The organism is Streptomyces sp. NBC_01381 (genome assembly GCF_026340305.1).
Lineage (GTDB): Bacteria > Actinomycetota > Actinomycetes > Streptomycetales > Streptomycetaceae > Streptomyces.
The window spans coordinates 1148767-1174869 of the sequence record NZ_JAPEPI010000001.1 but is presented as its reverse complement, the minus strand read 5'-3'; the positions used below and the strand labels follow the sequence as shown (position 1 = coordinate 1174869).

Below are 26103 nucleotides of genomic sequence, written 5' to 3'. Positions count from 1 at the left end.
CCGAATGCTTTCCCGCCTCACAGATTTTCTGTGGGCACGGCGGCGCTCGTACAGATTGAAGAATTCGCGCGCCTCGCGGCACCCGTTCTTCCGGCCAAATCGACAGCTGTCCTGAATTTGTTCAGACGTGCGATGCCGGAATCAATTCCTGGTGCGTGAGGGAAAGAAAGCGAAATGGACGGCAGCGGGAACCGGCCTCTCCGTCCACTAATCTGCGCCGCATGATTCTCGAACCGCTCACCCCGTCGGACAGCGGCGCCCTGCCCGGCGAACTGCTCACCGAGCTCACCGCCGTGTACGCCTCCAACCGCGCCTTCCATGCGCTCTCCGGCGACTTCCCCGACCCGGACGACATCCGTCCCGAGCAGGTCGCCGCCGCGCTGGCGGACGAGTTGGCCGTGCCGGGGGCCGAGGTGCTGCTGGCCCGTTCCGAGGGGCGGGTCGTCGGGGTCGGGATCACGCTGGACCGGCATCCCGATCCCGCCGACCCCGATCCGTGGATCGGGCTGCTGATGGTGGACGTGCGGCAGCAACGCAAGGGGTACGGGAGGGAGTTCGTGGGCATGATCGAGGAGCGGTTCCGGGAGGAGGGGCGCGAGGGGGTGCGTCTCGCCGTCCTTGAGGGCAATGACGCGGGGTTCGCCTTCTGGGGCTCGCTCGGGTACGAGGTCGTCGATCGCAGGAAGGATCGCGGCGCGGAACGTCCTTGCGCCGTGTTCCGCAAGCCACTCACCCGGCAAGAGTCGCCGACCCAGGATCAACAACCGTACGCATAGCGGACATTGGGCCGCACCATTCGGACAAGAACAAGTAAAGAGTTGTTCGTGAACCGTCAATCAACGGGTCACCGGTGTCACTCTCTCTCCGCCGCTCCCCACCCGGCCAAGCCCTTTCAAGGAGAGCCAGTGAGACAGCAGTCCCCCACCCCTCGCAAGACCGCTGTTCGCGCCGCCGCCCTCGCCGCATCCGCCGCCATGGTCGTCATCGGCGTCCAGAGCACCACCGCCGCCACCGCGGCCGGTGACCAGGACTCCGCCGGCGCGGGCACCCTGCGCCTGAGCGCCGCGCAGCGCGCCGATGCCATCAAGTCGGCCCAGGCGGACGCCTCTTCGGCCGCCGAGGCGATCGGACTCGGCGGCAAGGAGAAGCTCGTCGTCCGCGATGTCGTCAAGGACACCGACGGCACCGTCCACACCCGCTACGAGCGCACCTACGACGGCCTGCCCGTGCTCGGCGGCGACCTCGTCGCCCACACCGCCAAGAGCGGCAAGCTGAAAAGCGTCGACAAGGCCCGCGGCGGACGGATATCCGTGGCGTCGACGGACGCCGATGTGTCGAGCGCCGACGCCAAGAAGTCCGCCGTCGCCGCGGCCGACTCCAAGAAGGCAAGCGCCAAGAACGTACGCAAGGTCATCTGGGCCGGGGACAAGGGCAGTTCGCCCGTCCTCGCGTACGAGACCGTCGTGACGGGCGTACAGCACGACGGCACCCCCAGCGAGCTGCACGTCGTCACCGATGCCCGCACCGGCAAGCAGCTCTTCAGCCACGAGGCCATCGAGAACGGCACCGGCACTGGCCAGTACAGCGGCTCCGTCGCCGTCGGCTCGACCGCCTCCGCGTCCGGCGGCTACGACCTCACCGACGGCGCCCGCGGCGGCCACAAGACGTACGACCTGAACGGCGGCACGTCGGGCACCGGAACCCTCTTCCACGACGCCGACGACAAGTGGGGCGACGGGACGCCGCAGAACCGGCAGACCGCCGCCGTCGACGCCGCGTACGGAGCCGCGCAGACCTGGGACTTCTACAAGTCCGAGTTCAACAGGAACGGCATCGCCGGCGACGGCAAGGCCGCCTACTCCCGCGTCCACTACGGCAACGCGTACGTCAACGCCTTCTGGTCCGACGCCTGCTTCTGCATGACGTACGGCGACGGAGCGGGCAACCTCAAGCCGCTGACCTCGCTCGACGTGGCCGGCCACGAGATGAGCCACGGGCTCACCGCGTCCACCGCGAAGCTCAACTACAGCCGCGAGTCGGGCGGGTTGAACGAGGCGACCAGCGACATCCTCGGCACGTCCGTCGAGTTCTACTCCAACAACCCGAGCGACGTCGGCGACTACCTCATCGGCGAGAAGATCGACATCCGCGGCAACGGCACCCCGCTGCGCTACATGGACAAGCCCAGCAAGGACGGCAACTCCGCCGACTTCTGGTCCAAGAACGTCGGCCGCCTCGACGTGCACTACTCGTCCGGCGTCGCCAACCACTTCTTCTACCTGCTGAGCGAGGGCAGCGGCGCGAAGACCATCAACGGCGTCTCCTACGACTCCGCCACGGCGGACGGCAGTTCGCTCACCGGCATCGGGCGGACCAAGGCCTACCAGATCTGGTACAAGGCGCTGTCCGTCTACATGACGTCGACGACCAACTACGCGGGCGCCCGCACCGCCACGCTCAAGGCGGCCGCCGACCTGTACGGCGCGGGCAGCGCCGAGGAGAAGGCGGTCGCGGCCGCCTGGACCGGGGTGAACGTCAAGTAGCCCTGGAACAGGGCCAATACGGCTTCTGCAGCCGGGCCACCCCTCAGGGGTGGTCCGGCTTTCCGTCTTCGTAGAGCCACGGACCCCAGATCGCGCGCACCTTCTTGCGCGCCGCGTCGCCGCCCGCGTGTTCCTCGACGTACCGCGTGAAGTCCTTCGTGTCCGCGTTGCCGTGGCGACGCGACTTCGTCCAGCCCTGCACGATGTCGTAGAAGGTGTCGTCGCCCACCGCCTGCCGGATCTTGTGGACGACCATGCCGCCACGCTCATACACCGGACTGTCCGAGATGCGCGCCGCGGACGGCGGCTTTGCCGGCGGGAAGGCCCAGATCGCCTCGTTGTCCTCGTCGGACTCGTAGTACTCGTCGTCGTAGATCGCGTCGAAGGTCTCCTGGACGCTGTCGCCGCCCTGGTCCTCCTCCCACAGCCACTCCGCGTACGTCGCGAAGCCTTCGTTGAGCCACATGTCCTGCCAGGACTTGGGCGTCACGGAGTCGCCGAACCACTGGTGCGCCAGCTCGTGGACGAGGAGTCCGGTGTCGGGGGCGCCGGGGAAGGTGGGGCGGGTCTGGGTCTCCAGGGCGTACCCCGCGTCCTCCTCCCTGTCGACGATCGCGCCCGTCGACGAGAAGGGGTAGGGGCCGAAGTTCAGCTCCTGCCACTCCATGATCTCGGGGATCTTGGCGAGCGTCTTCGCGCTCGCCTTGACCTGGGAGGGATCCACGGCGGTGAGCACGGGGATGCCCGACTTGGTGGTCGAGCGCTTCACCTCGTACGTCCCGATGGCGACGGTCGCCAGATAGCTCGCCATCGGTTCCGCGCTGTGCCAGGCGAAGGTGGTGCGGCCGTTCTTGGTCGACTCGCGGGTCAACTCGCCGTTGGAGATGGCCTTCAGGCCCTTGGGGACGGTGATCCTTATGTCGTACGCGGCCTTGTCCGACGGGTGGTTGTTCGCGGGGAACCAGGCCATCGAGCCCGTCGGCTCGCCGAGCGCGATGGCGCCGTCCTCCGTCCGCAGCCAGCCCTCCTCGGAATCGTCCGGATCGGTGATGGTCTCCGGGGTGCCGGAGTAGCGGACGGTGGTGCGGAACGTCTCGCCCTTGTCGAGGTCGTCGGGCGGACGGACCGTCAGCTCCTGCCCGTCGCGGTGGAAGTTGGCCTTCTTCCCCTCGACGATCACCGTCTGTACGTCCAGACCCTTGAGGTCGAGGTTGAAGGCGCTGAGGTCCTGCGTGGCACGTGCCGTGATCTCGGCCTCGCCGGTGAGATGGCGGGAGTCGGGGTCGTAGCCGATGGTCAGGCCGTAGTGCGCGACGTCGTAACCGCCGTTGCCCAGCTTCGGGAAGTACGGGTCGCGCACACCGTCGGCTCCGGGCGTGCCGTGCACTCCGGAGCCGCTGCATGCGGTGAGGGCGAGAGCGGTGAAGGCGGCCAGTGCGGCGGTGGTTGTGCCGCGGGGCGCGGTGGATCGTGGGTGCACGGATGCGATCTTATGCGGCATATGTTCGGCGGGGGCGGGCGGGCTTCCCGGCGGCCACCGCGCGGTCCCCACTGCCGGTCCCCACTGCCGGTTCTCACTGGCGGTCCTCACTGGCGGACGGCGCTTCCCGGCAGGGCGGGCCAGTAGTGCTCGGTGAACAGACGGGCCACCAGCTCGCCCCGGCTGGAGACGCGGGCCTTGGTGAAGACGGTCTTGAGGTGGTCGCGGACCGTGTGCGGGGAGATGAACAGCGTGCCGGCGATCTCGGCGGTGGTCATCCCGCGCGCGACGAGCTGGGTGATCTGCAGCTCCCGCGAGGTCAGGCCGTACGCGTCGGCGATCAGGACCGCCAGGTCCGCGGGTGTCGCGGGCTCGATGACGAGGGCCACCGGGGCGGTCCTGCCGCCGGGTCCGGTGAGGCGGGAGGCGTGGCAGACCAGCCAGCGGCCTTCGGTGGTGCGGATGCGTACGCGGGCGTTGCCGTGGTCGCGGCCGTCGGCGACGGCCCGCGCCTGGAGGGCCGTGCCGATCACCCAGATGGGCAGCTTCAGGCCCAGCGGTGAGGGGAAGGACGGGCCCTTCGGCAGCAGCGCGAGGTGCTGCCGGGCCTCGTCGTTGATCGACATGGCTTCGCCGGACTCGTCGAAGAGGATCAGGCCGGGAGCGGGCGACTCGGTGCGGGGCGCCGATTCGGGCGGCCTCGCGAACTCACGCAGCCGCGCGGCCAGGGGGCGGGACAGGTCGGCGAGCAGGGCGATCTCGTGCGGGCGGAACGCGGTTGCGGTGCGCGACGTGTCAGAGGTGGGCGACGCGTCAGAGGTGGGCGACGCGTCAGAAGTGGGCGACGCGTCAGAAGTGGGCGACGCGGCTGCGGTGCGGAACAGGCTCACCAGCCCCCATGGCCGGTCGCCGATCCGCAGGACGCCCCGCAGCTCGTCGTGCACGCCGCTGCCGAGGAGCAGGCGCCGGAAGCGGGCGCTGCGGGCGGGCAGTCCGCCGGTCGCCGCGCGCAGCCCGGCGGCCGGCACGGGCGCGCGGGCCAGCTCGCGGAACGGCAGCACGTTCTCCTCAAGGAGCTCGCTCTCCCAGTACGCGTGACAGCCCTCGCCGTTGCCGAGGTTCTCCACCAGCATCGGCGCCGTGATCAGGCCGGTCTCCGGGTCGGCGGCCGTCCACACGGCGGCCTGGAACGGCACGAGGCGCCGCAGCGCGGCCGAGGCCAGGCTGAACAACTCGCGTGCGTCGGCTGCCCGTTCGGCGGCCGATTGCACCGGGCGGTGTGCGTCGGTCATGCGTATCCCCTCCGCCGCCCAGCCTGCCCGGTCCTCCGCGCGGCACCAACCCCTCATCTGAGGGGGTCGTGCCGAGCCGATCGCCCGTACGCGGGGGATGGGGCTCCGCGGCGGAATTGGCGAGGGTCGATGGCACACGACCGGACGGCACGAGCCGCACGGCACGGGAGAGGGAGATCATGGACATCGCGATTGTCGGAGGGGGCGCGGCCGCGGTCGGCCTGCTCGACGCACTGGCCGCCGCGGAAGGCGAGACCTCCGCCGGGGACGGGACCGGCACGATCACGGTCTTCGAGCCGTCCCCGCAACTGTGGCGGGGGCGGCCGTACGGCCCGGACCTGGACTCGGTCCTCGTGAACGCACCGCCCGCCATCATGTCGATCCGCAACGGCGACTTCGGCCACTACGCGGCCTGGCTGGGAGAGCGCGGCGCCGACCACGTCGACGTACTCCTTGGCCGGCCGCTCGTCCCGCGCGCGCTGTACGGCGAGTATCTGGCGCACACCGCCGAGAAGGCCATGGCGGCCCTGGGCGAACGGGGTTGGCACGTACGCGTCGTGGCCGCCCGGGTGACGGAGGTGGTCCGCTCGGGGGCGCGTCTGGCGCTGCGCACGGACGACGTGCGGGAGCAGTACGAGGCCACTCACACAGTGCTGTGCGTCGGCGGAGGAACACCCCCGGATCTGTACGGCCTCACCGGCAACCCGGGCTTCACGGCCGCCCCCTATCCGCTGGCCGACACGCTCGACCGCGTACCGGCCGGAGGCGATGTGGCGGTCATCGGCAGCGGCCTGACCGCCGTGGACGTCGTCGTGTCGCTCGCCGCGCGCGGCCACAGAGGGCGGATCACGCTGCTCTCGCGCAGCGGAGTGCTGCCCTACGTCTGGCAGCGCCCGGACGACCGGCGCCCGCGGCACCTGACCGCCGAACGGGTCGCGGAACTGCACCGGGCACGGGGAGAGATCACGCTCGACGACCTCATAGGCCTGCTGCGCGCGGAACTGGCGGACGCGGGCGAGGACTTCGAAGAGCTCGCGGCCGAGCTCGTCGGCACCACGTCCGATGACCCCATCCAGCGGCTCCGGCGGCAGCTCGCCGCCGTCGGCGATTCCCGGATCGGCCGCCGCGTGCTGCAGGAGGCGGCGCACACCGTCGGCCCGTACGCGTGGCGGCTGCTGCCCGAGTCCGACCGTGCGTGGCTGCGGCGCCACCTGCGCACGGCCGCCGGACTGGCCTCGCCCATGGTTCCGGTGAACGCGACCGTCCTGCTGCGGCTCCTGGATTCCGGACAGCTGTCGATCACGCGCGGCGTCCATGCGATCGAGCCGGTGGAGGTGCGATTCCGGGTGCGTACGCGGGACAACTCCGAACGCACCGTGGAGTTCGCCGCCGACACCGCCGAGTACGTCGTCAACGCCGTGAACCCGCCGCCGCAGGCGGTCCCGGCCGCGGCCCGCCGCCTGGTCGAGTCGCTGGTGGCCGCCGGCCTGGCCACGTTCCACCCGTCCGGCGGGCTGACCGCCGCCGACCCGCGCGTGCACGTGGTCGGCGACCTGGCCGGCGGCAGTTCGTTCATCACGTCCAGCGTCCCCGGCGTCGCCGCCCAGGCGGCCCGCACCGTCCGGGCGCTCAGGACGCCCTAGCGGCCGATGTCAGCCGTTCAGCGCCGCGACACCGGCCTGGGCGAACTTCTCGTCCAGGTCGCCGGAGGGAGCGCCCGCGACGCCGACGCCCGCGATCGGGGCACCCTTGGCGGTGACCGGGGCGCCGCCCGCCAGGAACAGCGTGCCGGGGATGTCCTTCAGGTTCGGGGCCTGCTCCAGGCGCTTGGCCAGCTCGGAGGTCGGCGCGTTCCAGGAGACGGCGGTGTACGCCTTCTTCTCGGCGGACTCGTAGGACTGCGGGCCCGCGCCGTCGCCGCGCAGGGTCACGATGGTGTTGCCGTTGCGGTCCACGACGGCCACCGTGACCCGCTGGTTCTCCTTCTTCGCGGCGTCCAGGCTCGCCTGCGCGGCCTTGGTCGCCGCGGCCACGGTGAGGTGCGTGGACTGCTGGAGGTTGCCGTTGCTCGCGTCGGCGACGACGGGAGCCTTGGTCGCGGCGTCCGGGGTCCCGGCGGTCGCGGAAACGGCGCCAAAGGTGCCGGCCCCGAGGGCGGCGATCGCGAGGGCGCCGGTGACGATGCGGGTGCGCTTCGAGCGCTTGTGGCTGGGGTTCTTGGTCATGCGTCGATCTTCCGGCCGCGCCCCGGCCGACACCGTCGGCGTACCGGCTGCTCCCGAGAAGCGTTACGGCTGACCCCTGGGTCAACCGATCGGCTGACCCGTGCCGGCCCACCCCGGGTCACAATAATTGGGTGAACCAAAACGGCGAGCCCGATCCCGCCGGTCCCGCCGGTCCCGCCGGTCCCGCTGTGGGCAGGCGTTCCGCAGGGCGGAACGGGTGGGCACAGCCCCCGCTACGGGGCGCCGATGAACAAGGCGCCCGCCCCGGCGACGGGTACGCCCACCCCGGCACGGGGTACCCGGACCCCGACGCACGCTGGCTCGCAGCCGTCATGCACACGGCGTTCTTCCTGCTGCTCGCCGCCTCGCTGGCCCGCTTCCTGCTCCGTCACCCCGGCGAGCCCCGCACCCCGTGGATCATCGCGCTCTCCGTCTCCCTCGCGCTGCTCTACGTACTCGGCCCCTCGCTCGGCACCCGCCCCACCCCGCACCGCCTCGCCTGGCTGACCCTCGTCGTGGCGGCCTGGGGCGTGCTCGTCATCCTCGCGCCGAGCTTCGCGTGGTGCGCGGTGCCGCTGTTCTACACCGGGCTTCGTACGCTGCCGCCGCGCGCCGCCCTGCTCCTGGTGGCCGTACTGACCGCGTTCGTGGTCACCGCGCAGCTCGAACTCGCGGGCCGCTTCGACCCGAACCTGCTGTTCGCGCCGCCCGCATGGGCCGCGGTGGCCAGCGCCGTCTTCCTGTACATGCAGCGCCAGGCGGCCCGCCAGCGCGAGCTCATCGACGACCTCATCCGCACCCGCCGCGAACTGGCCGCCACCGAGCGCCGCGAGGGCACCCTCGCCGAACGCCAGCGGCTCTCCATGGAGATCCACGACACCCTCGCGCAGGGCCTGTCCAGCCAGCAGATGCTGCTCCAGGCCGCCGACCGGGTCTGGGACGCGGACCCGGCGAAGGCCCGCACCCACGTCCGTACCGCCGAGTCGATCACCGAACGCGGCCTCGCCGAGGCCCGCCGCTTCGTGCACGACCTGGCGCCCGCCGACCTCGCGGACGGCGGCGGTGTGACCCAGGCGCTGCGGGCGCTGGCGGAACGGGAGTCGGACGCGGGCCTGACCGTCCGCTTCCACGCGGAGGGCACCCCGGTGCCGCTGCCGGACCGGGTCGGCTCGGCGCTGCTCCGCATCGCGCAGGGCGCGCTGGCCAACGTACGCGAGCACGCCGAGGCGACCACGGCGGCGCTGACCCTGACGCTCCTGGACGACCAGGTGGTCCTGGACGTCGCGGACGACGGCAGGGGCTTCACACCGTCCGTCGAACAGGACAGGCGCACCGGCGTACGAGGCCACGGCCTTCCCGCGATCCGCGCGCGGGCCGGCCAGCTCGGCGGCACACTGACGATCGAGTCGGCACCGGGCGAGGGCACGGTCCTTTCCGTGTCGATCCCGCTCGAGCCGCCCTTGGAAGCCTCGTGACCAGAGGCCTCATGACGTTGGAGACCCCATGACGCTGGAGACCCGATGACGCTGGAGACCCCATGACGACCGCACCTCCCGTCCGCCTCCTGGTCTGCGACGACCACGTCGTCGTACGCGCGGGTCTGCTGGCCCTGCTTGGCAGCGCGCCGGACATCGAGGTGGTCGGCGAGGCGGGCACGGGCGAGGAGGCGGTGGCCCTGGCCGCGAAGCTGACGCCGGACGTGGTCCTGATGGACCTGCAGCTGGGCGAGGGCATCGACGGCGTGGAGGCGACGCGCCGCATCGCGTCGTCGTCCGGCACCCCGCCCCATGTCCTGGTCCTGACGACGTACGACACGGACGCGGACATCACGCGGGCGATCGAGGCGGGCGCGACGGGCTATCTCCTCAAGGCGGAGCGCCCCGAGGAGCTCTTCTCCGCGATCCATGCCGCGTCGCAGGGCCGCACCGCGCTCTCGCCCCCGGTCGCCTCCCGGGTCATGGCCCGCATGCGCGCCCCGCAGCCCTCCCTCACGGACCGCGAACGCGACATCCTCGGCCAGCTGTCCCAGGGCCTCGGCAACCGGGAGATCGCCCGCGCCCTGTTCATCAGCGAGGCCACCGTGAAGACGCATCTGGGCCGGATCTACGACAAGCTCGGCGTCGATACGCGGGCGGGCGCGGTGGCGGTGGCGAAGGAGCAGCGGCTGCTGCCCTGACCTGAGCGCCGCCTTGCCCTGCCCTGACCACGGCAGACCTGACCGCCGCGGACCGAGCCGCCGCCCGGCCGTGACACCATCGACCCCGTGCTCGACATCGGCTACGCGCTCTCCCGCCGCTTCCCGGACCCCCCGCAGCTGGACTACAGCCGCGCGGACGTCCACACCCTGCGCCATGACCTTTTCTGCGGGGACGTGTACCTGGCGGACACCAAGGCCGACCGCGAGCTGTCCACAGCCTGGGGATGGGTGCCCGTCCTCGACTTCGCGTGGGCGCTGTGCGACATCGTCGAGACGCTGGACCAGGATCCGCTGGGGAGCCGCGCCTCCCGCCCCCAGTACGCGGAACTGGACTTCACGGAGTCCAGTGACCGCATGCTGTTCACCCGCCGCTTCGGCTGGGTGGACATCGAGGCGGACTGGATGGACGCGGAGGAGCCCCCGCTGAACTTCTCCCACGCGGAGCTGCGCCGCGAGGCCCGTGACTTCCTCCAGGACCTCCTGGCGGACCTCTCCGACCTCCACGACTCCCTGGCCGACAACCCGGTGATCTGGACCCTCCAGTCCCGCTACCCCCGCGTGCCTCCGGCGTAGCTACTCCACCCTCACCCCTACCTGCGCCGCGAACGCCGGGGCCAGATCCATCAGTTGGGCCGTGCTGATCACCGCCCCCGCCAGGCAGTCGATCCCCCGCAGGATGTCCAGCTCCGCCGCCGAGCGCAGGTCGACGTCCTTCATGCGTACGCCGCTGAAGTCCGCCCCCTTCAGGGCGCAGTCCACGAACTCGACGCGCTCCAGGGCCGCCTGCCCGAAGTCCGGCTCCACCAGCACGCACCCCTCGAACACGACGTCCTTCAACCGCGCCTTCCGCAGGTTCAGATAGTCGATCTTGCCGCCCCGCACGACGACCCGCTCCAGCACACTCCCGTGCAGCTGAACCCCGCCGAGACGCGCGTCCACCACCTCGACGTCCCGCAGCGACGCCTCCACCAGCTCCGTGCCGACCCCCCGCGGCTCCGTCAGCACGGAGTCCACGAAGCGGGCCCGGCTCAGCCGCGTCTCGGTCACCGAGCACCCCGTCACCGCGCAGTCGAGGAACAGCGCTCCCCCGCCGTCCTGCCCGTCGAAGTCGAGGTCCCGAAACTCCACCCCGTCGTAGTCCCCGTCGGGCGACAACTCGCGCTCCTCGAACGCCCGGAGCACGGGCAACCGCACCTCGGGCCGCCGAGCCTTCTTCACCACTGCCGCACCCTGTCGTCCCATCCCCCCATCGTGCACTCCACCACTGACAAGGCACCCCGATGTCACATCCGGCGCCCCCTCGGCCGTCGTACCGGAGAAGGCCCACGACGGACCCCACCGCTCCCCACCGCGACAGGAGCCCACCCCATGCGGACCACAAGGAACTTGCGGAACACCCGCCTCACCGTCATCGGCGGCGGCTTCGCCGGCCTCACCGCGGCCATCACCGCCGCCGAAGCCGGCGCCAAGGTGACCCTGCACGAGTCCCACCACACCCTCGGCGGCCGCGCCCGCACCGCCGAAGGCCCGTACCGCACGAACGAGGGCCCGCACGCCCTCTACAACGGCGGCCCGCACTGGGCCTGGCTCAAGCAGCGCGACCTCATCGGCCCGCTCGCCCCGCTCCCGCCGCTGGAAGGCAGCCGGCTCCGCCTCCACCACCAGGGCAGGCTCCGCCGCACCCCGCCCCTCGCGATGCTGCGGCTGCTGCGCCGCAAGGCCGAACAGGCTCCCGTGGACGCCGACTTCATGACGTGGGCCACCGGTGAGGTCGGCGAGGAGGGCGCCCGCGCCGCCGCGCACTACATCGCCGTGGCGACGTTCCACCACGACCCCGGCTCGCTCTCCGCCAGGTTCGTGCACGAGCGCCTGCGCCGCGCCACCAAGCTGCCCCCGGAGGCGCACTACCCGCGCGGCGGCTGGGGCTCGGTCATCGACCGCATGGCGGCGCTCGCCTGGAACCTGGGCGTACGCGTGGAGACGCTGTCCCGCGTCGACGACCCCGGCGCCCTGACCGCCCAAGGGCCCGTCGTCGTCGCCACCGCGCTCCCCGCAGCCCGCCACCTCCTGCGCGACGAATCCCTGCAGTGGACCGGCGCCCGCACCACCCTCGTCGACCTCGCCCTGCGCTCCCGCAAGGGCGACCCCTTCGCGATCCCGCTCTCCCCCGAGGAGTCCAAGGCGGACGGCTCGGCCCGCCTCGACCACCTCATGGACCTGGGTTTCCCGCACTGGCGCGACCGTCTCGTCTGGCGCCGCGACGCCCTGGCCGCCGGCCGCACCGGCGCGGTGGACCTGCCGGGCACCACCTGGCGCGACCGTCCGGCGATCGACCGCGGCGACGGCGTCTACCTGGCTGGCGACCAGGTGGCGGCGCCCGGACTGCTCTCCGAGGTGTCCTTCAACAGCGCGCTGGAGGCGGTGACGCTCGCGCTCACCCCGGCGAGGCTTGACCTCAAGTCCGCTTGAGGTACGAGAGTGGCGGACAGAAGCAGAGCCGAGAGCCCACAAGGAGCCCACCATGCACGCCATCCGCCTGCACACCTTCGGCCCGGCCGAGCACCTCACGTACGAGGAGACGGCGGACCCGGCACCGGCCCCCGGCCAGGTCCGCATCGCCGTCACGGCGGCCGGCGTGCACCTCCTGGACACCGCGATCCGAGCCGGCTTCAAGGGCCCGCTCCCCGAACTGCCGCCGCTGCCCACGGTCCCCGGCCGCGAGGTGGCCGGCACGGTCGATGCGACCGGCGAGGGCGTCGACCCCGCCTGGCTCGGCAGGCGCGTGGTCGCCCACATCGGCTTCGCCCCCGGCGGCTACGCCGAACTGACCGTCACGGAGGCCGCCCGCCTGCACGAGATCCCCCAGGGCATCGACGACGCGGCGGCCGTCGCCCTGATCGGCACGGGCCGCACGACGATGGGCATCCTGCAGTTCGCCGACCTGGCCCCCGGCTCCGTGGCCGTCGTCCCGGCCGCGGCCGGCGGCATCGGCACGCTCCTCGTCCAGTACGCCAAGCACCGGGGCGCCACCGTCGTCGGCCTCGCGGGCGGCCCGGAGAAGACGGCCCGGGTCGCGGCGAACGGCGCGGACCTGGCCGTGGACTACAAGAACCCGCAGTGGCCGGACGAGGTGCGTACGTACCTGAAGACGGTGCACGCCCCCGGTGCCACCATCGTCTTCGACGGGGTCGGCGGCGACGCGGGCCGCGCCGCCGTGGACCTCCTGGCCCCCGGCGGCACCCACATCGTCTTCGGCTGGTCCGGCGAGGGCCTGCACGACGGCGAACCCCTGACGTTCACCGAAGAGGAGCTCGCCGCCCGAGGCATCACCCAGGTCAACGTCCTCGGCCCGGCGATGATGCAGAAGGCCGGCGGCGACAACCCCGTCCGCACCCTGGAGCTGGCCGCGCTCACCGAGGCGACGCGGGGCCACTTCACGCCCGCCGTCCAGCGCTTCCCCCTGCGCGACGCGGCAGCCGCCCACCGCGCCCTGGAAAGCCGGGGCACGACGGGCAAAGTCGTGCTGATCCCCTGAAGCAGCCGCTACTCGGCGGACCCGGCCCCGGACCCCAACCCGGCCAACGCCCCATCAGTCAGCCGATAGACCGTCCACTCGTCCTGCGGCAGCGCGCCGAGCGACTTGTAGAAGTTGATCGACGGCTCGTTCCAGTCGAGCACGGACCATTCGAGACGCTCATAACCCCGCTGCACACAGATCCGCGCCAGCTCGGTGAGCAGCGCCTTGCCGTGACCGCCGCCGCGCGCCTCGGGCCGTACGTACAGGTCCTCCAGGTAGATGCCGTGCACTCCGCGCCAGGTGGAGAAGTTCAGGAACCACAGCGAGAAGCCGACGACCTCACCGGACGCGTCGTCCTGCGCGATGTGCGCGAACGCGGCCGGCCGCTCCCCGAAGAGCGCCTCGCGCAACTGCTCCTCGGTCGCCCTGGCCTCGTCGAGCGCCTTCTCGTACTCGGCGAGGTCACGGACCATCGCGTGGATCAGGGGGACGTCTGCGGGTGTGGCGGTACGAATCATGGCCGCAGGGTACGTCGGCCCGGCGCCGCCGAGCCGTCACCGTCCAAGGAGCAGGCGGGCGACCTCCAGGTCGTCCTCGTCCACCGGCCGGCCGTCCTCGATCTCCCACAGCGAGTTCTGCAGCACCCGCCCCAGCGTCCAGGCACGCGCCCGCTCCCGGTCGAGCCCGAGCACCTCGGTCATGGCATCGAACCGCCACAGCACGTCGCCGGGCTCGAAGCGGTTGTCGATGGCGGGCCAGAGGTCGAAGCCGGGGTCACCGGCAAGCGGCTTCGGATCGATGGCGAGCCACGGCTCACGGTCGCTCGCCAGTACGTTCTCGAAGTGCAGGTCCCAGTGCAGCAGCCGGTCACCGGGCTCCCCCATGACCTCACGCACCGCTCCCCCGCACCGCTCGACGATCGCCCGCTCGGCGGGGTCGCCGATCTCCTTCAGGGCGCCCGGCAGATCGTCGACCATCTCCGCGGCGATGTCGCCGAGCCGCCGCATCCCCGCGGGCGCGGGCACGGCCGTAAGCCGCGCCAGCAGCTCGGCGATGACGAGAACCGCCTTGCGGGTGTCGGCCATGGTCGACAACATCCGTGCGGAGTCGAGCCGTTCGAGCAGCATCGTGCCGGTGCCCGCGTCGTGATCGAGGAGCCGCACGGCCCCGTCACCGCCCCACACCCGAAGGCCGACGGGCTCCCCCTCGGTCTCTTCATCAAGCACCTGGAACTTCACCGCGGCCGGCGTCCCGTCGGCCCGCACCACGGGCAGGACGAGGGCGGCCATGCCGTGCATCGACGGCCCGTCGACGGTCAGGTCCCACCGCTCGACGAACTCCGACACGCGCGCGGGCAGCCCCGCGATGAAGGCACGTCCGGCCTCACCGGCGTACATGTGCTGCGACTCGACCAGCTCGTCCGGAATGCGAATGTCCATCACGCCCGCGACGCTACCGACGCACGGCCGGCCGCCGCACCGGGATTTCCCGGGCGACGGCCGCACACGGGCGGTCAGGAGATCCCGGACGCCTTGAGCTCCTTGGCGAACGCCGCCTTGTCGAACAGCGCGTTGTTGTCCGGCTTCTCGCCGTCGATGAAGACGGACGGCGTGCCCTGCATGCCGTCGTCGGTGAAGGACTGCATGGCCTCACCGACCCACTTCTTGTACGTCACGTTCTTCACGGCCTTGTCGAAGGCCGGACCCCGCAGGCCGTCCACCTTGCCGGCGATCTTCAGCAGGAACTCGGGCGTGTAGGCGTCCTCGGTCTCGCTCTCCGGCTGGTTGGCGAAGACCGCGGCGTGGAACTGCGGGAACTTGCCCGCGTCGACCGACGCCCGCAGCGCGTTCGCCGCGTTCACCGAGCCATGCCCGCCGAGGTTCTTGTCGAGGAACGAGGCGAGCGTGTACTGGACCTTGACCTTGCCCTCGGCCAGCGGCTTCACCAGGGCCTGCGCGCCGGTCTCCTCGAACTTCTTGCAGATCGGGCAGCGCGCGTCCTCGTACAGCTTGACCGTGTGCCCGGCCTGCGGGTCGCCGACCGTGATGACACCGCCCTTCACCGACGCGGGCACGTCCGCGAGCGCCGCGGTGTCCGCCGATGGCGCCTTCGCGTCGGCGCCGCCGCCTCCGGAGGAGTCCGATGCCGGGGCCGACTCCTCGACACTGCTTCCGCCGTTGCCCGTGATGTCCTCGGGGCCGCAGGCGGCTGCGCCCATGGCGACGAGTGCGGTGGCGGCCACCGCGGCGGCGATGCGCCCGGCCTTGCGTACGGCCATCTGAACAGTCCTCCATGATCTCGACACATGACGCACATGACGCTCCGCCACGTACCGGATCAACGTATCGGAACCCCGCCCCCCGACCCCCTCCCCAAAGCCCCCACCAGCGCAGTAACGTCCGGCACATGAGCAGCACGATCAACGGCGGCATCTCGTACTGGTACGCGGACCACGGCACCCCGGCCCCCCGTGAACCCCTTCCGGGCGACGAGAGTGCCGACGTCTGCATAGTCGGCGGCGGCTACACGGGCCTGTGGACCGCGTACTACCTGAAGAAGGCCGCCCCCTTCCTCCGCATCACCGTCCTGGAGCAGAAGTTCTGCGGCTACGGCGCGTCGGGCCGCAACGGCGGCTGGCTCTACAACGGCATCGCGGGCCGCGACCGCTACGCCCGGCTGCACGGCAAGGAGGCCGCGGTCCGCCTCCAGGAGGCGATGAACGAGACGGTCACCGAGGTGATCGAGACGGCCGGGGCAGAGGGCATCGAGGCAGACATCCACCACGGCGGCGTACTCGAAGTGGCGTACACCCCGGCCCAGTTGGCACGCCTGAAGGCCTTCCACGAAACGGAACTGGCATACGGCGAGAAGGACCGCACCCTGCACGGCGCCCGGGAGACGGCCGACCGGATCCGCGTCGCGGGCGCCGTCGGCTCGACCTGGACCCCGCACGGCGCACGCCTGCACCCGGTGAAGCTGGTGAAGGGCCTGGCGGCTGCGGTCGAAGCACTGGGCGTGACGATCCACGAATCGACGCCCGTCACAGAGATCAAGCCGAAGCACGCGATCACCCCGTACGGCACGGTCCGCGCCCCCTACATCCTGCGCTGCACGGAGGGCTTCACGGCGTCCTTGAAGGGCCAGCGCCGCACCTGGCTCCCCATGAACTCCTCAATGATCGCAACGGAACCCCTCTCCCCCTCCCAATGGGAGTCCATCGGCTGGGAGGGCCGCGAGACGCTCGGCGACATGGCGCACGCGTACATGTACGCCCAGCGCACCGCGGACGGCCGCATCGCACTCGGCGGCAGAGGCGTCCCGTACCGCTACGGCTCGAAGACGGACAACGACGGCCGCACCCAGCCCGCGACGATCGAAGCCCTCCACGAAATCCTGACCCGCTTCTTCCCCCAGCTGGCCGGGGTGGAGATCGCCCACGCCTGGTCCGGCGTGCTCGGCGTCCCCCGCGACTGGTGCGCCACGGTCACCCTGGACCGCGCGACGGGCCTCGGCTGGGCGGGCGGCTACGTCGGCTCGGGCGTCGCCACCGCCAACCTGGCGGCCCGCACCCTGCGCGACCTGGTCCAGCAGGACTCGGGCCAGGCGGGCACCACGGACCTGACGACGCTCCCCTGGGTCAACCACAAGGTCCGCAAGTGGGAGCCGGAGCCCTTCCGCTGGATCGGCGTCCAGGGCATGTACGCGACATACCGCAACGCCGACCGCCACGAACTGACGACCCCGACCGCCCAGGCACCGCGCCTGGCCCGGATCGCGGACCGGCTTTCGGGGCGGCACTAGGAAAAAGTAAGAGCCCCCTGTCGGATTCGAACCGACGACCTACGCATTACAAGTGCGTTGCTCTGGCCATCTGAGCTAAGGAGGCATGCACTGACGTGCCCGAGCAGTGTAACCAACACCGCCCATGCGCCCGTCGAAAATTTCCTCGAAGGTCGCAGGCGCTCGACTACTGACAGACCGAGGGCCCCCGGGGTACCGTCCGAACAGTTCACTCAGGTGGACTACACCACTCCCTCTACTCGGATCGTCCGGCACGTTCCTGCCGGTGAAGGGGGCCCTCACCATGGCCACTGTTTCGTTCGACAAGGCGACCCGCATCTACCCGGGTGGCGACAAGCCCGCCGTCGACCAGCTCGAGCTCGATGTCGCGGACGGCGAATTCCTCGTACTCGTCGGCCCGTCCGGCTGCGGAAAGTCCACCTCCCTGCGCATGCTCGCGGGCCTGGAGGACGTGAACCAGGGTGCGATCCGCATCGGTGACCGCGACGTCACACATCTGCCGCCGAAGGACCGGGACATCGCCATGGTGTTCCAGAACTACGCGCTGTACCCGCACATGACCGTCGCCGACAACATGGGCTTCGCCCTGAAGATCGCCGGCGTCAACAAGGCCGAGATCCGCCAGAAGGTCGAGGACGCGGCGAAGATCCTCGACCTCACCGAGTACCTGGGCCGCAAGCCCAAGGCGCTCTCCGGCGGTCAGCGCCAGCGTGTCGCCATGGGCCGCGCCATCGTGCGTGAGCCGCAGGTGTTCCTGATGGACGAGCCGCTCTCCAACCTCGACGCCAAGCTCCGCGTCTCGACGCGTACGCAGATCGCGTCGCTGCAGCGCCGCCTCGGCATCACCACCGTGTACGTCACCCACGACCAGGTCGAGGCCATGACCATGGGCGACCGCGTGGCCGTACTGAAGGACGGTCTGCTGCAGCAGGTCGACTCGCCGCGCAACATGTACGACCGCCCGGTGAACCTCTTCGTCGCCGGCTTCATCGGCTCCCCGGCCATGAACCTGGTCGAGGTCCCGATCACCGACGGCGGCGTGAAGTTCGGCAACTCGGTGGTCCCGGTGAACCGCGAGGCGCTGTCCGCCGCGGCCGACAAGGGCGACCGCACCGTCACGGTCGGCGTCCGTCCGGAGCACTTCGACATCGCCGAGCAGAACGGCGCCGCCGCGAAGTCCCTCTCCAAGGAGACCGAGGACGCCCCCGCGGGTCTGGCCGTCTCCGTGAACGTCGTCGAGGAGCTCGGCGCCGACGGTTACGTCTACGGCTCCGCCGAGGTCGGCGGCGAGCACAAGGACCTCGTGGTCCGGGTGAACGGCCGTCAGGTCCCGGAGAAGGGCGCGCAGTTGCACGTCGTCCCGCGTCCGGGTGAGATTCACGTGTTCTCGACGTCGACGGGCGAGCGCCTCACCGACTGACCCGGCCCGACCAGGCCTCGAGGGCCCCGCACTTCGCCTGCCCGGCGGTGCGGGGCCCTCAGCTTTGGCCAGCGTTGTCGACAAATACCCCGGCAGACCGGCCATTTCGCCCCCCGCGCGTCAACACCGCTCCAGAGAAACCTCAATTCGCGTCGCTCGACCGAGTGACTAAATGTCGCCAAATCATCACCGACCGCTACGCTCACTCGCGTGACGCACTCCGCCAACCACACCCAGAAGCCGCGCCGAGCCCACCGAGGCCCCGCGCGCAGCATCGGCCGCACCCTCGCCCTCGTCCTGCCCGTGATGCTGGTGCTCTCCGGCACCCTCGCGGTCACCAGCGTCAACTGGTCGGGCAACTCGTCGGACTCGATGCTCACCGCGTCCGCCGGTGACCTCTCCGTACCGGCCAAGTCCCGCGCTCCGCAGGACGTCCTGCGCGACCGGCTTCTCCTGGAGCTCCAGGAGAAGAACCCGGGCGTCGCACTCACCCACCTCCAGCAGGAAGTGGACCGCCACCCGTCGCTCGCCCGGCACTGCGCCTCCATCGCCCGCGCCCTCGGCCGTGCGGCCGTCCGGGCATACGGCCCGACGCGCGCCCAGTCGTACGCGCGCCCGGTCTGCGACACGTCCTTCGCGACGGGCGTCGCCGCCCACCAGAACGGCTGACGGGGGCGCCACGTAGGGTTTCCGGCATGACCGGCGACCCCCACGCACCCAGGCCCACACAGGCCGTAGTCCTGGCCGGAGGCCAGGGCTCGCGCCTCCGTCCGTACACCGACGACCGGCCCAAGCCGATGGTCGAGATCCCCGGCACAGGGACCCCGATCATCGGCCATCAGCTGTCCTGGCTGGCCGCGGAGGGCGTCACGGACGCGGTCGTCTCCTGCGGCCATCTCGCCGAGGTCCTCCAGGAGTGGCTGGAGTCGGCGGACCTCCCGCTGAACGTCACCACGGTGGTCGAGACCGAACCCCTCGGCCGCGGCGGCGGCCTCAAGTACGCCGCCCGTCACCTGCCGCACGCGGACCGCCCCTGGTACGCGACGAACGGCGACATCTGGACCCGCTTCTCGCTGCGCGACATGGCGGCCTTCCACGCCGAGCGCGACGCCACCGCGACCCTCGCCCTGGCCCGCCCCCGCATCCCGTGGGGCGCCGTCGAGACGGACGCGTTCGGCCACATCACGGACTTCATCGAGTCCCCGCCGTCCCCGTATCTGATCAACGCGGGCGTGTACGTCTTCTCCGCCTCCTTTACGGCACTGCTCCCCGACCGCGGCGACCACGAACGCACCACGTTCCCGCGCCTGGCCCGCGAGAAGAGCCTGGCGGGCTTCCCGCTGCCGCAGGGCGCGTACTGGCGGGCGATCGACACGGCGAAGGACCTCACCGAGGCGGCCAAGGAGCTGGCGGCACAGGGCCGTTGAGGCTTTCTCCCCGCGTACGTACGTGACTGGGGCCCGCACAGCTTCTGTGCGGGCCCCAGTCACGTACGTACACGCAGGAGGACGGATCACCCGCCGCCGAGCAGACCGCCCACGAGCCGGTCGTTGCCGCCGGTGCTGCCGCCCTCCGGCGCCCCGGTGCTGCCGCTGGACGTCGGGCCCGCGCCGGTGGACGACGGGGGCTGCTCCGGCGACGACTGCTGCGGCGGGGCCTGCCCGGTGCCCTGCGTCTGGGTCGGCTGCTGGCCGGAGCCGACGGTGCCGGTCTCGCGTGCCTCGCTGGGAGCGGTCGTGCCCACGCCCTGCGTGGGGCTCGCGGAGGTGCCCTGCGTCGGCGCCTGGGAGGCCGTGGGGCTCTGCGAGTGGCGCTGGCGCTGCTGCTTCTTGCCGGGCTCACCGGGGAGCGGTGAGCCGGGCAGTTCGTTGCGCGGCGCCTCGCCGGGCCCGGGCACGGTCACCCGGTCGGCGTCGCGCACGGCGCCGCCCAGCATGGAGCCGATCAGCAGCGTCAGGCCGACGACCAGCGCCGTGACGAGGGCGCCGCGCCGCAGCACACGCCGCCGCAGCTCCCAGATGTCGACGCGGGGACCGAGCGTCCGCCAGGCCTCGCCGGCGAGGCGTCCGTCGATGGAGTAGACGGGCGCGCCGGCGATGATCAGCGGCGACCAGGCGGCCAGATAGATGATGTCCGGCGCGTCGTAGGCGGGGACGGTCTTCCAGCTGACGGTGACGATGAGCGCGGCGGACAGCAGTACGCCGACGCCGGCGGCGACCCGCTGCCAGAGCCCGAGCACCGTGAGCACGCCGACGATGATCTGCAGGAAGGCGATGCAGAGCCCCGCGCCCACCGGATGCTGGAGGGCGAAGTCCCGCAGCGGCTCGGCGAGCGCCCAGGGGTGCAGCGAGTTCAGCCACTTGACCATGGAGCCGCGCTCGCCGCCGTCGAAGTAGACGGGGTCGCAGAGCTTGCCCATGCCGGCGTAGATGGAGATGAACCCGAGGAAGACGCGCAGCGGGAGCAGCACGACACCGAGGTTCATCCGCCGCCCGGGGTAATAGGCGTGGCGCACAGGGTCGGCCCCGTGGCGCCGCCCGGGGGTCTCGTCGCTCCCGTCGAAATCGTCTTCGTCGTACGGGAGTTGCTCCCGCTCGTCGAGATCGCTGCCCGGCATCCGCATCTGCGGGAGCAGCCGGGTGCCGGAGTCGGGCTGGCGGGGCCCGATGACGGCGGGGGTGGCCTGCGTGACCTCGAGGTCGTCGTCGAGGTCGATGCGCGGGATGACCTGGGTGGCACCCCCGTCGTCGAAGGGGTCGGCGCCGCCTGCGGCCGATTGGCGCACGCCGGTGCCGCGCACCGCCTGCAGCAGTCCGGTCGCTCCGGGGTCGCCGGGATCCGACTTCCCGCTCCAGACGACGGGCGCGCGGCGCCGTGCGGCGGAGCCGACGGCGGGGATGCGCATGGTGTCACCGGCATTGCTCAAGTGCCGGGCGATACGCGGGGATTGGGTCCACTGCGCGGCGGGGAGCTGCACGCGGAAGCTCGCGTGATTCACGATGACCTGGGCCGGGTCGCTCGGCACCTTCACCATGGTCAGCGCGGGAGCTTCGTCGAACCCTGATGAGCTTCCCCCCGTGGAATTGCGGGGCGTTCTGGTGTCCACACTCATCTAACCGAGTGATGTGTGCTTAGGACACTGCTTTGACCGTGTGGAAATGTCCGGACCGCGTCAAAGATCGCCCGACGTGCACCGTTCCACAAAAAACGCCGGAGGGGCCGTCTCCGGCCCCTCCGGCGTTCGAGAGCGATCTACGCCCGATGGCGAGAGGCCTCGTACAGCACGACACCCGCCGCGACACCGGCGTTCAACGACTCCGTGCCACCCGGCATCGGGATCCGCACGCGGTAGTCGCACGTTTCGCCGACCAGGCGCGAGAGGCCCTTGCCCTCGCTGCCGACGACGACCACCACGGGCCCTGACAGCGCCTCGAGGTCGCCGACCTCGTGCTCCCCGTCCGCGGCGAGGCCCACGATGGCGAGCCCCTCCTTCTTGTACGCCTCAAGGACCCGCGTCAGGTTCGTCGCGCGGGCGACCGGCGTCCGCGCCGCCGCACCGGCGGACGTCTTCCACGCGCCGGCGGTCATGCCCGCGGCACGCCGCTCGGGAACGACGACACCGTGGCCGCCGAACGCGGAGACGGAACGCACGACGGCACCGAGGTTCCGCGGGTCCGTCACACCGTCGAGCGCCACGATCAGCGGGTCCTGCCCCGCGTCGTACGCGGCGGCGGAGAGCTCCTCGGGGTGCGCGTACTCGTAGGGCGGCACCTGGAGCACGAGCCCCTGGTGGTTCAGACCGTTCGTCATGCGGTCGAGCTCGGGACGCGGCGCCTCCATGAGGTGGATGCCGCCGCGCTCACCGGCGAGCTGCAGCGCTTCGCGCACCCGCTCGTCGTTGTCGATGAACTGCTGGACGTAGAGCATCGACGCGGGCACGCCCTCGCGCAGCGCCTCGACGACGGAGTTGCGCCCGACGACCATCTCGGAGCTGCCCTTGCCGCCACGCCCCTTCACGGGACGGCGGCCGCCACCGGGGGACGACGCGGAGCGCTTGGCCTTCGCGTTGGCGACGCGGTTCTTCACGTGCCCCTTGCGTGCCTCGGCGGGCGGCGTCGGGCCCTTGCCCTCAAGGCCGCGGCGTCGATTTCCGCCGCTGCCGACCTGCGCGCCCTTCTTGCCGGACATGCGGCGGTTGTTAGCGGCCATGACCTACCTGTCTGTCGTGTCGCGTGCGGCTGCACGCCTACTGCGTATGTCTATGAAGTGTGCACGTACGCAGGCGCGGATGCGTATGCGTACGTAATGAAGTGTGCCGCCCGGGTCGCCGGGCGGCACATCACGAGGTCAGAGCGCTCAGCGCGGGCCGAGCGTCCACCGCGGTCCGGAGGGGCCGTCCTCGATGACGAGGCCGGACTGGTTGAGCTGGTCACGGATGGCGTCGGCGGTCGCCCAGTCCTTGCGGCCGCGCGCCGCCTCACGCTGCTGGAGCACCAGGCGTACGAGGGTGTCGACGACCCCGTGCATGCTGTTAAAGGATCCAGTCTCGCCGCGGTCGCCCTCGCCGGCCCAGTGCGGGTCGAGCGGGTCGAGGCCGAGGACGCCGAGCATCGCCCGGACCTCGGCCAGGCGCGCCACGGCGGCTTCCTTGTCGTCCGCGGCAAGGGCGCTGTTGCCCTGCCGGACGGTGGTGTGCACGATCGCGAGGGCCTGCGGCACGCCCAGGTCGTCGTCCATGGCGTCGGCGAAGGCGGGCGGCACCTCGGGGGCCGGCTCGACCACTCCCCCGGCCTTCTCCACCACCCGCTGCACGAAGCCCTCGATCCGCGCGAACGCGGACTCCGCCTCGCGCAGCGCCTCCTCCGAGTACTCGATCATCGAGCGGTAGTGCGGGGTGCCCAGGTAGTAGCGCAGGACAATCGGGCGCCACGTCTTGACCATCTCCGAGACGAGCACCGAGTTGCCGAGCGACTTCGACATCTTCTCGCCGCTCATGGTGACCCAGCCGTTGTGCACCCAGTACCGCGCGAACGCGTCCCCGAAGGCCTTGGCCTGCGCGATCTCGTTCTCGTGGTGCGGGAAGATCAGGTCGATGCCGCCGCCGTGGATGTCGAACTCACGGCCGAGGTACTTGTGCGCCATCGCCGAGCACTCCAGGTGCCAGCCGGGACGGCCGCGGCCCCACGGGGTCTCCCAGGACGGCTCGCCCTCCTTGGCGGCCTTCCACATGGCGAAGTCCCGCTGGTCACGCTTGCCGGTCTCGCCCTCGCCCTGGGGCTGCAGGAGGTTGTCCAGCTCCTGGTTGGACAGCTCCAGGTAGCCGGGGAAGGAACGCACGTCGAAGTAGACGTTGCCGTCCGCCTCGTACGCGTGGCCGCGCTCGATCAGGCCGCGCATCATCTCGATCATCTCGGTGATGTGCCCGGTCGCCCGCGGCTCGTAAGTCGGCGGCAGGCAGCCGAGGACGTCGTAGCCGTCGTTGAAGGCCCGCTCGTTCTCGTAGCCGATCGACCACCACGGCCGGCCCTGCTCCGCCGACTTCCGGATGATCTTGTCGTCGATGTCCGTGACATTGCGGATGAACGTCACGTCGTAGCCGCGGTGGGCGAACCAGCGCCGCATGATGTCGAAGTTGAGCCCCGACCGGATGTGCCCGATGTGCGGGGCGGCCTGCACCGTGGCGCCACACAGGTAGATCGAGACACAGCCTTCGACGAGGGGGCTGAAGTCACGGATCTGCCGGGCGCTGGTGTCGTACAGGCGAATCGTCACCACACCAGGGTAGTGGGCGCAGGACAGTGCCCTGCGACCTCCTGGGCCAACAGGGCACGGAACTGTGACATGCGCTCGCACTCCCGCCGGACTCAGATCCGGCCGACGACCTTGCGCGGGGTGACGCGGACGACGACGCGGGGCGCGTCGTGCACGGACCGCGGGTTCCACTCCACGTACTTCAGACCGGTGTACTTGAGCGAGAGCTCGTCGATGAGCTCCTGCCCGCCTTCCGTCGTCATGCTCGCCTCGCCGCGGATCTCGGCGTACGTATACGGCTCGTCGAAGGGCTGAAGCAGCACCGTCACGCGCGGGTCGCGCCGCAGGTTGGTCTCCTTGCGGCGGCCGATGGTGGTGGAGAACAGCACGTCGTCGCCGTCCCGCTTCACCCAGACCGGTGACACCTGGGGGCTGCCGTCGGGCTGGATGGTGGCGACGGCGACGAACACCGGGGAGTCGAGCCGGGCCTTGAGCTTCTCGGACAGTTCGGCGGGCATGGAAGTCCACACTCCTCTACTTCGACTGCTTCGACGGCGCTTCGGGCCCTACACACCTACCCGCTGTCGCCGTCAGTGCGACGTACGCACCACCAGAGCCGTGGCGATCGCCGCGAGTCCGTCGCCCCGGCCCGGGAAGCCGAGCCCGTCGGTGGTGGCCCCGGAGACCGTGACGGGCGCGCCCGCGGCTTCGGAGAGCACCTGCTGCGCCTCGTCGCGCCGCTTGCCGATCTTGGGCCGGGGGCCGATCACCTGCACGGCCACGTTGCCGATGGTGAATCCGGCGTCCCGGACGATCCGCGCGGCCTCGGCGAGCAGCTTGATGCCGGGGGCGCCGGACCACTCGGGGCGGCCGGTGCCGAAGTGCGCGCCGAGGTCGCCGAGGCCCGCGGCGGAGAACAGCGCGTTGCAGGCGGCGTGCGCGACGACGTCCGCGTCGGAGTGCCCGGCGAGGCCGGGCCCCTCGTCCTCCCACTTGAGGCCGGCGCACCACAGTTCGCGGCCCTCTTCGAAGGCGTGGATGTCGGTGCCGATGCCGACCTGCGGCAGGACGACCGGCGGGGTCTCAGAAGCCATCGTTGGCCCTCCTGCGGGCGAGCACGGCCTCGGCGAGGACGAGGTCGAGGGGGCGCGTCACCTTGAAGGCCTCCTCGTGGCCGGGTACGACGACGACCTGGAGGCCCAGCTGCTCGACCATGCTCGCGTCGTCCGTGACGTTGTCGGTGACCGTCTCGTGGGCGCGCACGAGGATGTCGCGGTCGAAGCCCTGCGGGGTCTGCACGGCGCGCAGCCGGGCCCGCTCGGGGGTGGCCACCACGGGCTCGGGCTGACCTGGCTCGCCCGGCTCGACCTCCTTGACGGTGTCGGCCAGGGGCAGCGCGGGCACGACGGCGGGCGCGCCCTCACGGACGGCCTCGATGACGCCGTCCACGGTGTCGACGGGCACCAGGGGGCGGGCCGCGTCGTGCACCAGGACGACGCCGATGCCGGGCGGCAGCGCGTCGAGGCCGAGCTTCACGGACTCCTGGCGGGTCTCGCCGCCGGGGACCACGACGAAGTCGGTGCGCTCGGGCAGCGCGTGGTCGTCCAGGAGCGTCTTGACCTCAGCGGCCCCGTCCGGGGGCGCCACCACGACGACCAGGGAGACCGCGCGGGAGGCGGCCATGGCCCGGATGGCGTGGATGAGCATGGGGGTGCCGTTCAGCGCGCGGAGCGCTTTGGGGGCGCCCGGGCCGAGACGCACGCCGCGTCCGGCGGCGGGAATCACGACCGCGGTGCGGGATTCGCTAGACATCGCTTCCGTTCAGGTTTGTACGCTCGGCAGACATGGGTATGGCCACACCGTGCCGGGCGCGACGC

Annotated in this window: 25 protein-coding genes and 1 tRNA gene; 12 read left to right on the top strand and 14 right to left on the bottom strand. The window is 71.3% G+C overall.

Features of this window, described 5'->3' with window-relative positions:
* Positions 1–221 precede the first annotated feature (221 nt).
* Together OG453_RS05705 and OG453_RS05700 are read left to right on the top strand one after the other, a co-directional pair.
* Positions 222–776 (top strand): N-acetyltransferase, encoded by a 555-nt coding sequence (locus OG453_RS05705; protein ID WP_266865085.1) that lies wholly within the window; start codon positions 222–224, stop codon positions 774–776.
* Positions 777–974: 198 nt separating this feature from the next.
* Positions 975–2543 carry a M4 family metallopeptidase gene (locus tag OG453_RS05700; RefSeq protein ID WP_266869724.1) on the top strand — a complete coding sequence of 523 codons (1569 nt, stop codon included), beginning with the start codon at positions 975–977 and terminating at the stop codon, positions 2541–2543.
* Between the two features lie 43 nt (positions 2544–2586).
* Here the strand turns inward: OG453_RS05700 and OG453_RS05695 are convergent, their stop codons facing one another.
* Entirely contained in the window at positions 2587–4023 is a 1437-nt protein-coding gene (locus tag OG453_RS05695; RefSeq protein ID WP_266865083.1) for a M1 family metallopeptidase, read from the bottom strand.
* Positions 4024–4130: 107 nt separating this feature from the next.
* Positions 4131–5315 carry a helix-turn-helix transcriptional regulator gene (locus OG453_RS05690; RefSeq protein WP_266865081.1) on the bottom strand — a complete coding sequence of 395 codons (1185 nt, stop codon included), beginning with the start codon at positions 5313–5315 and terminating at the stop codon, positions 4131–4133.
* A gap of 179 nt (positions 5316–5494) precedes the next feature.
* Here OG453_RS05690 and OG453_RS05685 point away from each other — a divergent pair, with 179 nt between their 5' ends.
* Complete coding sequence (locus tag OG453_RS05685) at positions 5495–6958, top strand: FAD/NAD(P)-binding protein (protein WP_266865079.1); 1464 nt, start codon at positions 5495–5497, stop codon at positions 6956–6958.
* Between the two features lie 9 nt (positions 6959–6967).
* Here OG453_RS05685 and OG453_RS05680 read toward each other — a convergent pair whose 3' ends face one another.
* Complete coding sequence (locus tag OG453_RS05680; RefSeq protein ID WP_266865077.1) at positions 6968–7540, bottom strand: heme-binding protein; 573 nt, start codon at positions 7538–7540, stop codon at positions 6968–6970.
* Between the two features lie 332 nt (positions 7541–7872).
* Between OG453_RS05680 and OG453_RS05675 the strand changes: the two genes are divergently transcribed.
* The 3 genes from OG453_RS05675 to OG453_RS05665 all read left to right on the top strand — a co-directional run bounded on the left by OG453_RS05675 (position 7873) and on the right by OG453_RS05665 (position 10310).
* Complete coding sequence (locus OG453_RS05675; protein ID WP_266869723.1) at positions 7873–9015, top strand: sensor histidine kinase; 1143 nt, start codon at positions 7873–7875, stop codon at positions 9013–9015.
* A gap of 62 nt (positions 9016–9077) precedes the next feature.
* Positions 9078–9716: a response regulator transcription factor gene (locus OG453_RS05670; RefSeq protein ID WP_266865075.1), complete on the top strand. Its 639-nt coding sequence runs from the start codon at positions 9078–9080 to the stop codon at positions 9714–9716.
* A gap of 87 nt (positions 9717–9803) precedes the next feature.
* Positions 9804–10310, top strand: coding sequence for a hypothetical protein (locus tag OG453_RS05665; RefSeq protein WP_266865073.1), 507 nt, complete (start codon positions 9804–9806; stop codon positions 10308–10310).
* Here the strand turns inward: OG453_RS05665 and OG453_RS05660 are convergent, their stop codons facing one another.
* Positions 10311–10979, bottom strand: coding sequence for a pentapeptide repeat-containing protein (locus OG453_RS05660; RefSeq protein WP_266865071.1), 669 nt, complete (start codon positions 10977–10979; stop codon positions 10311–10313).
* A 126-nt stretch (positions 10980–11105) separates the two neighbouring features.
* Here OG453_RS05660 and OG453_RS05655 point away from each other — a divergent pair, with 126 nt between their 5' ends.
* Positions 11106–12206: an FAD-dependent oxidoreductase gene (locus tag OG453_RS05655; protein ID WP_266865070.1), complete on the top strand. Its 1101-nt coding sequence runs from the start codon at positions 11106–11108 to the stop codon at positions 12204–12206.
* 52 nt (positions 12207–12258) lie between these two features.
* Positions 12259–13272, top strand: coding sequence for a zinc-binding dehydrogenase (locus tag OG453_RS05650; RefSeq protein WP_266865068.1), 1014 nt, complete (start codon positions 12259–12261; stop codon positions 13270–13272).
* A gap of 8 nt (positions 13273–13280) precedes the next feature.
* On the opposite strand, the gene OG453_RS05645 is transcribed toward OG453_RS05650, so the two are convergent.
* From OG453_RS05645 to OG453_RS05635, 3 genes are all read right to left on the bottom strand, one after another.
* Positions 13281–13772 carry a GNAT family N-acetyltransferase gene (locus OG453_RS05645; RefSeq protein WP_266865066.1) on the bottom strand — a complete coding sequence of 164 codons (492 nt, stop codon included), beginning with the start codon at positions 13770–13772 and terminating at the stop codon, positions 13281–13283.
* A gap of 36 nt (positions 13773–13808) precedes the next feature.
* Positions 13809–14693, bottom strand: coding sequence for an aminoglycoside phosphotransferase family protein (locus OG453_RS05640; protein ID WP_266869722.1), 885 nt, complete (start codon positions 14691–14693; stop codon positions 13809–13811).
* A 74-nt stretch (positions 14694–14767) separates the two neighbouring features.
* Complete coding sequence (locus tag OG453_RS05635; RefSeq protein WP_266865064.1) at positions 14768–15532, bottom strand: thioredoxin domain-containing protein; 765 nt, start codon at positions 15530–15532, stop codon at positions 14768–14770.
* A 128-nt stretch (positions 15533–15660) separates the two neighbouring features.
* Here OG453_RS05635 and OG453_RS05630 point away from each other — a divergent pair, with 128 nt between their 5' ends.
* Positions 15661–17055, top strand: a complete 1395-nt coding sequence (locus tag OG453_RS05630; RefSeq protein WP_266865062.1) for an FAD-binding oxidoreductase — start codon at positions 15661–15663, stop codon at positions 17053–17055.
* Positions 17056–17066: 11 nt separating this feature from the next.
* Here the strand turns inward: OG453_RS05630 and OG453_RS05625 are convergent.
* Positions 17067–17140, bottom strand: a tRNA-Thr gene (locus OG453_RS05625).
* A 198-nt stretch (positions 17141–17338) separates the two neighbouring features.
* On the opposite strand from OG453_RS05625, the gene OG453_RS05620 reads away from it, so the two are divergent.
* From OG453_RS05620 to OG453_RS05610, 3 genes are all read left to right on the top strand, one after another.
* Positions 17339–18475, top strand: coding sequence for an ABC transporter ATP-binding protein (locus OG453_RS05620; RefSeq protein ID WP_266865060.1), 1137 nt, complete (start codon positions 17339–17341; stop codon positions 18473–18475).
* A 210-nt stretch (positions 18476–18685) separates the two neighbouring features.
* A complete protein-coding gene (locus OG453_RS05615) occupies positions 18686–19144 on the top strand; it encodes a hypothetical protein (protein ID WP_266865058.1) in 459 nt (152 codons plus the stop codon).
* 26 nt (positions 19145–19170) lie between these two features.
* Entirely contained in the window at positions 19171–19902 is a 732-nt protein-coding gene (locus tag OG453_RS05610) for a nucleotidyltransferase family protein (RefSeq protein ID WP_266865056.1), read from the top strand.
* Between the two features lie 86 nt (positions 19903–19988).
* Here OG453_RS05610 and OG453_RS05605 read toward each other — a convergent pair whose 3' ends face one another.
* From OG453_RS05605 to ispD, 6 genes are all read right to left on the bottom strand, one after another.
* Complete coding sequence (locus tag OG453_RS05605) at positions 19989–21587, bottom strand: DoxX family membrane protein (protein ID WP_266865054.1); 1599 nt, start codon at positions 21585–21587, stop codon at positions 19989–19991.
* A 140-nt stretch (positions 21588–21727) separates the two neighbouring features.
* Complete coding sequence (gene rlmB / locus OG453_RS05600; RefSeq protein ID WP_266865053.1) at positions 21728–22684, bottom strand: 23S rRNA (guanosine(2251)-2'-O)-methyltransferase RlmB; 957 nt, start codon at positions 22682–22684, stop codon at positions 21728–21730.
* 147 nt (positions 22685–22831) lie between these two features.
* Positions 22832–24247, bottom strand: a complete 1416-nt coding sequence (cysS, locus tag OG453_RS05595) for a cysteine--tRNA ligase (RefSeq protein ID WP_266865051.1) — start codon at positions 24245–24247, stop codon at positions 22832–22834.
* A 92-nt stretch (positions 24248–24339) separates the two neighbouring features.
* Positions 24340–24744 carry a PPOX class F420-dependent oxidoreductase gene (locus OG453_RS05590; protein ID WP_266865049.1) on the bottom strand — a complete coding sequence of 135 codons (405 nt, stop codon included), beginning with the start codon at positions 24742–24744 and terminating at the stop codon, positions 24340–24342.
* Positions 24745–24816: 72 nt separating this feature from the next.
* A complete protein-coding gene (ispF, locus tag OG453_RS05585; protein WP_266865047.1) occupies positions 24817–25320 on the bottom strand; it encodes a 2-C-methyl-D-erythritol 2,4-cyclodiphosphate synthase in 504 nt (167 codons plus the stop codon).
* Positions 25310–26038 carry a 2-C-methyl-D-erythritol 4-phosphate cytidylyltransferase gene (ispD, locus tag OG453_RS05580; RefSeq protein ID WP_266865045.1) on the bottom strand — a complete coding sequence of 243 codons (729 nt, stop codon included), beginning with the start codon at positions 26036–26038 and terminating at the stop codon, positions 25310–25312. Before ispD ends, ispF begins: the two co-directional genes overlap by 11 nt.
* Between the last annotated feature and the right edge of the window lie 65 nt (positions 26039–26103).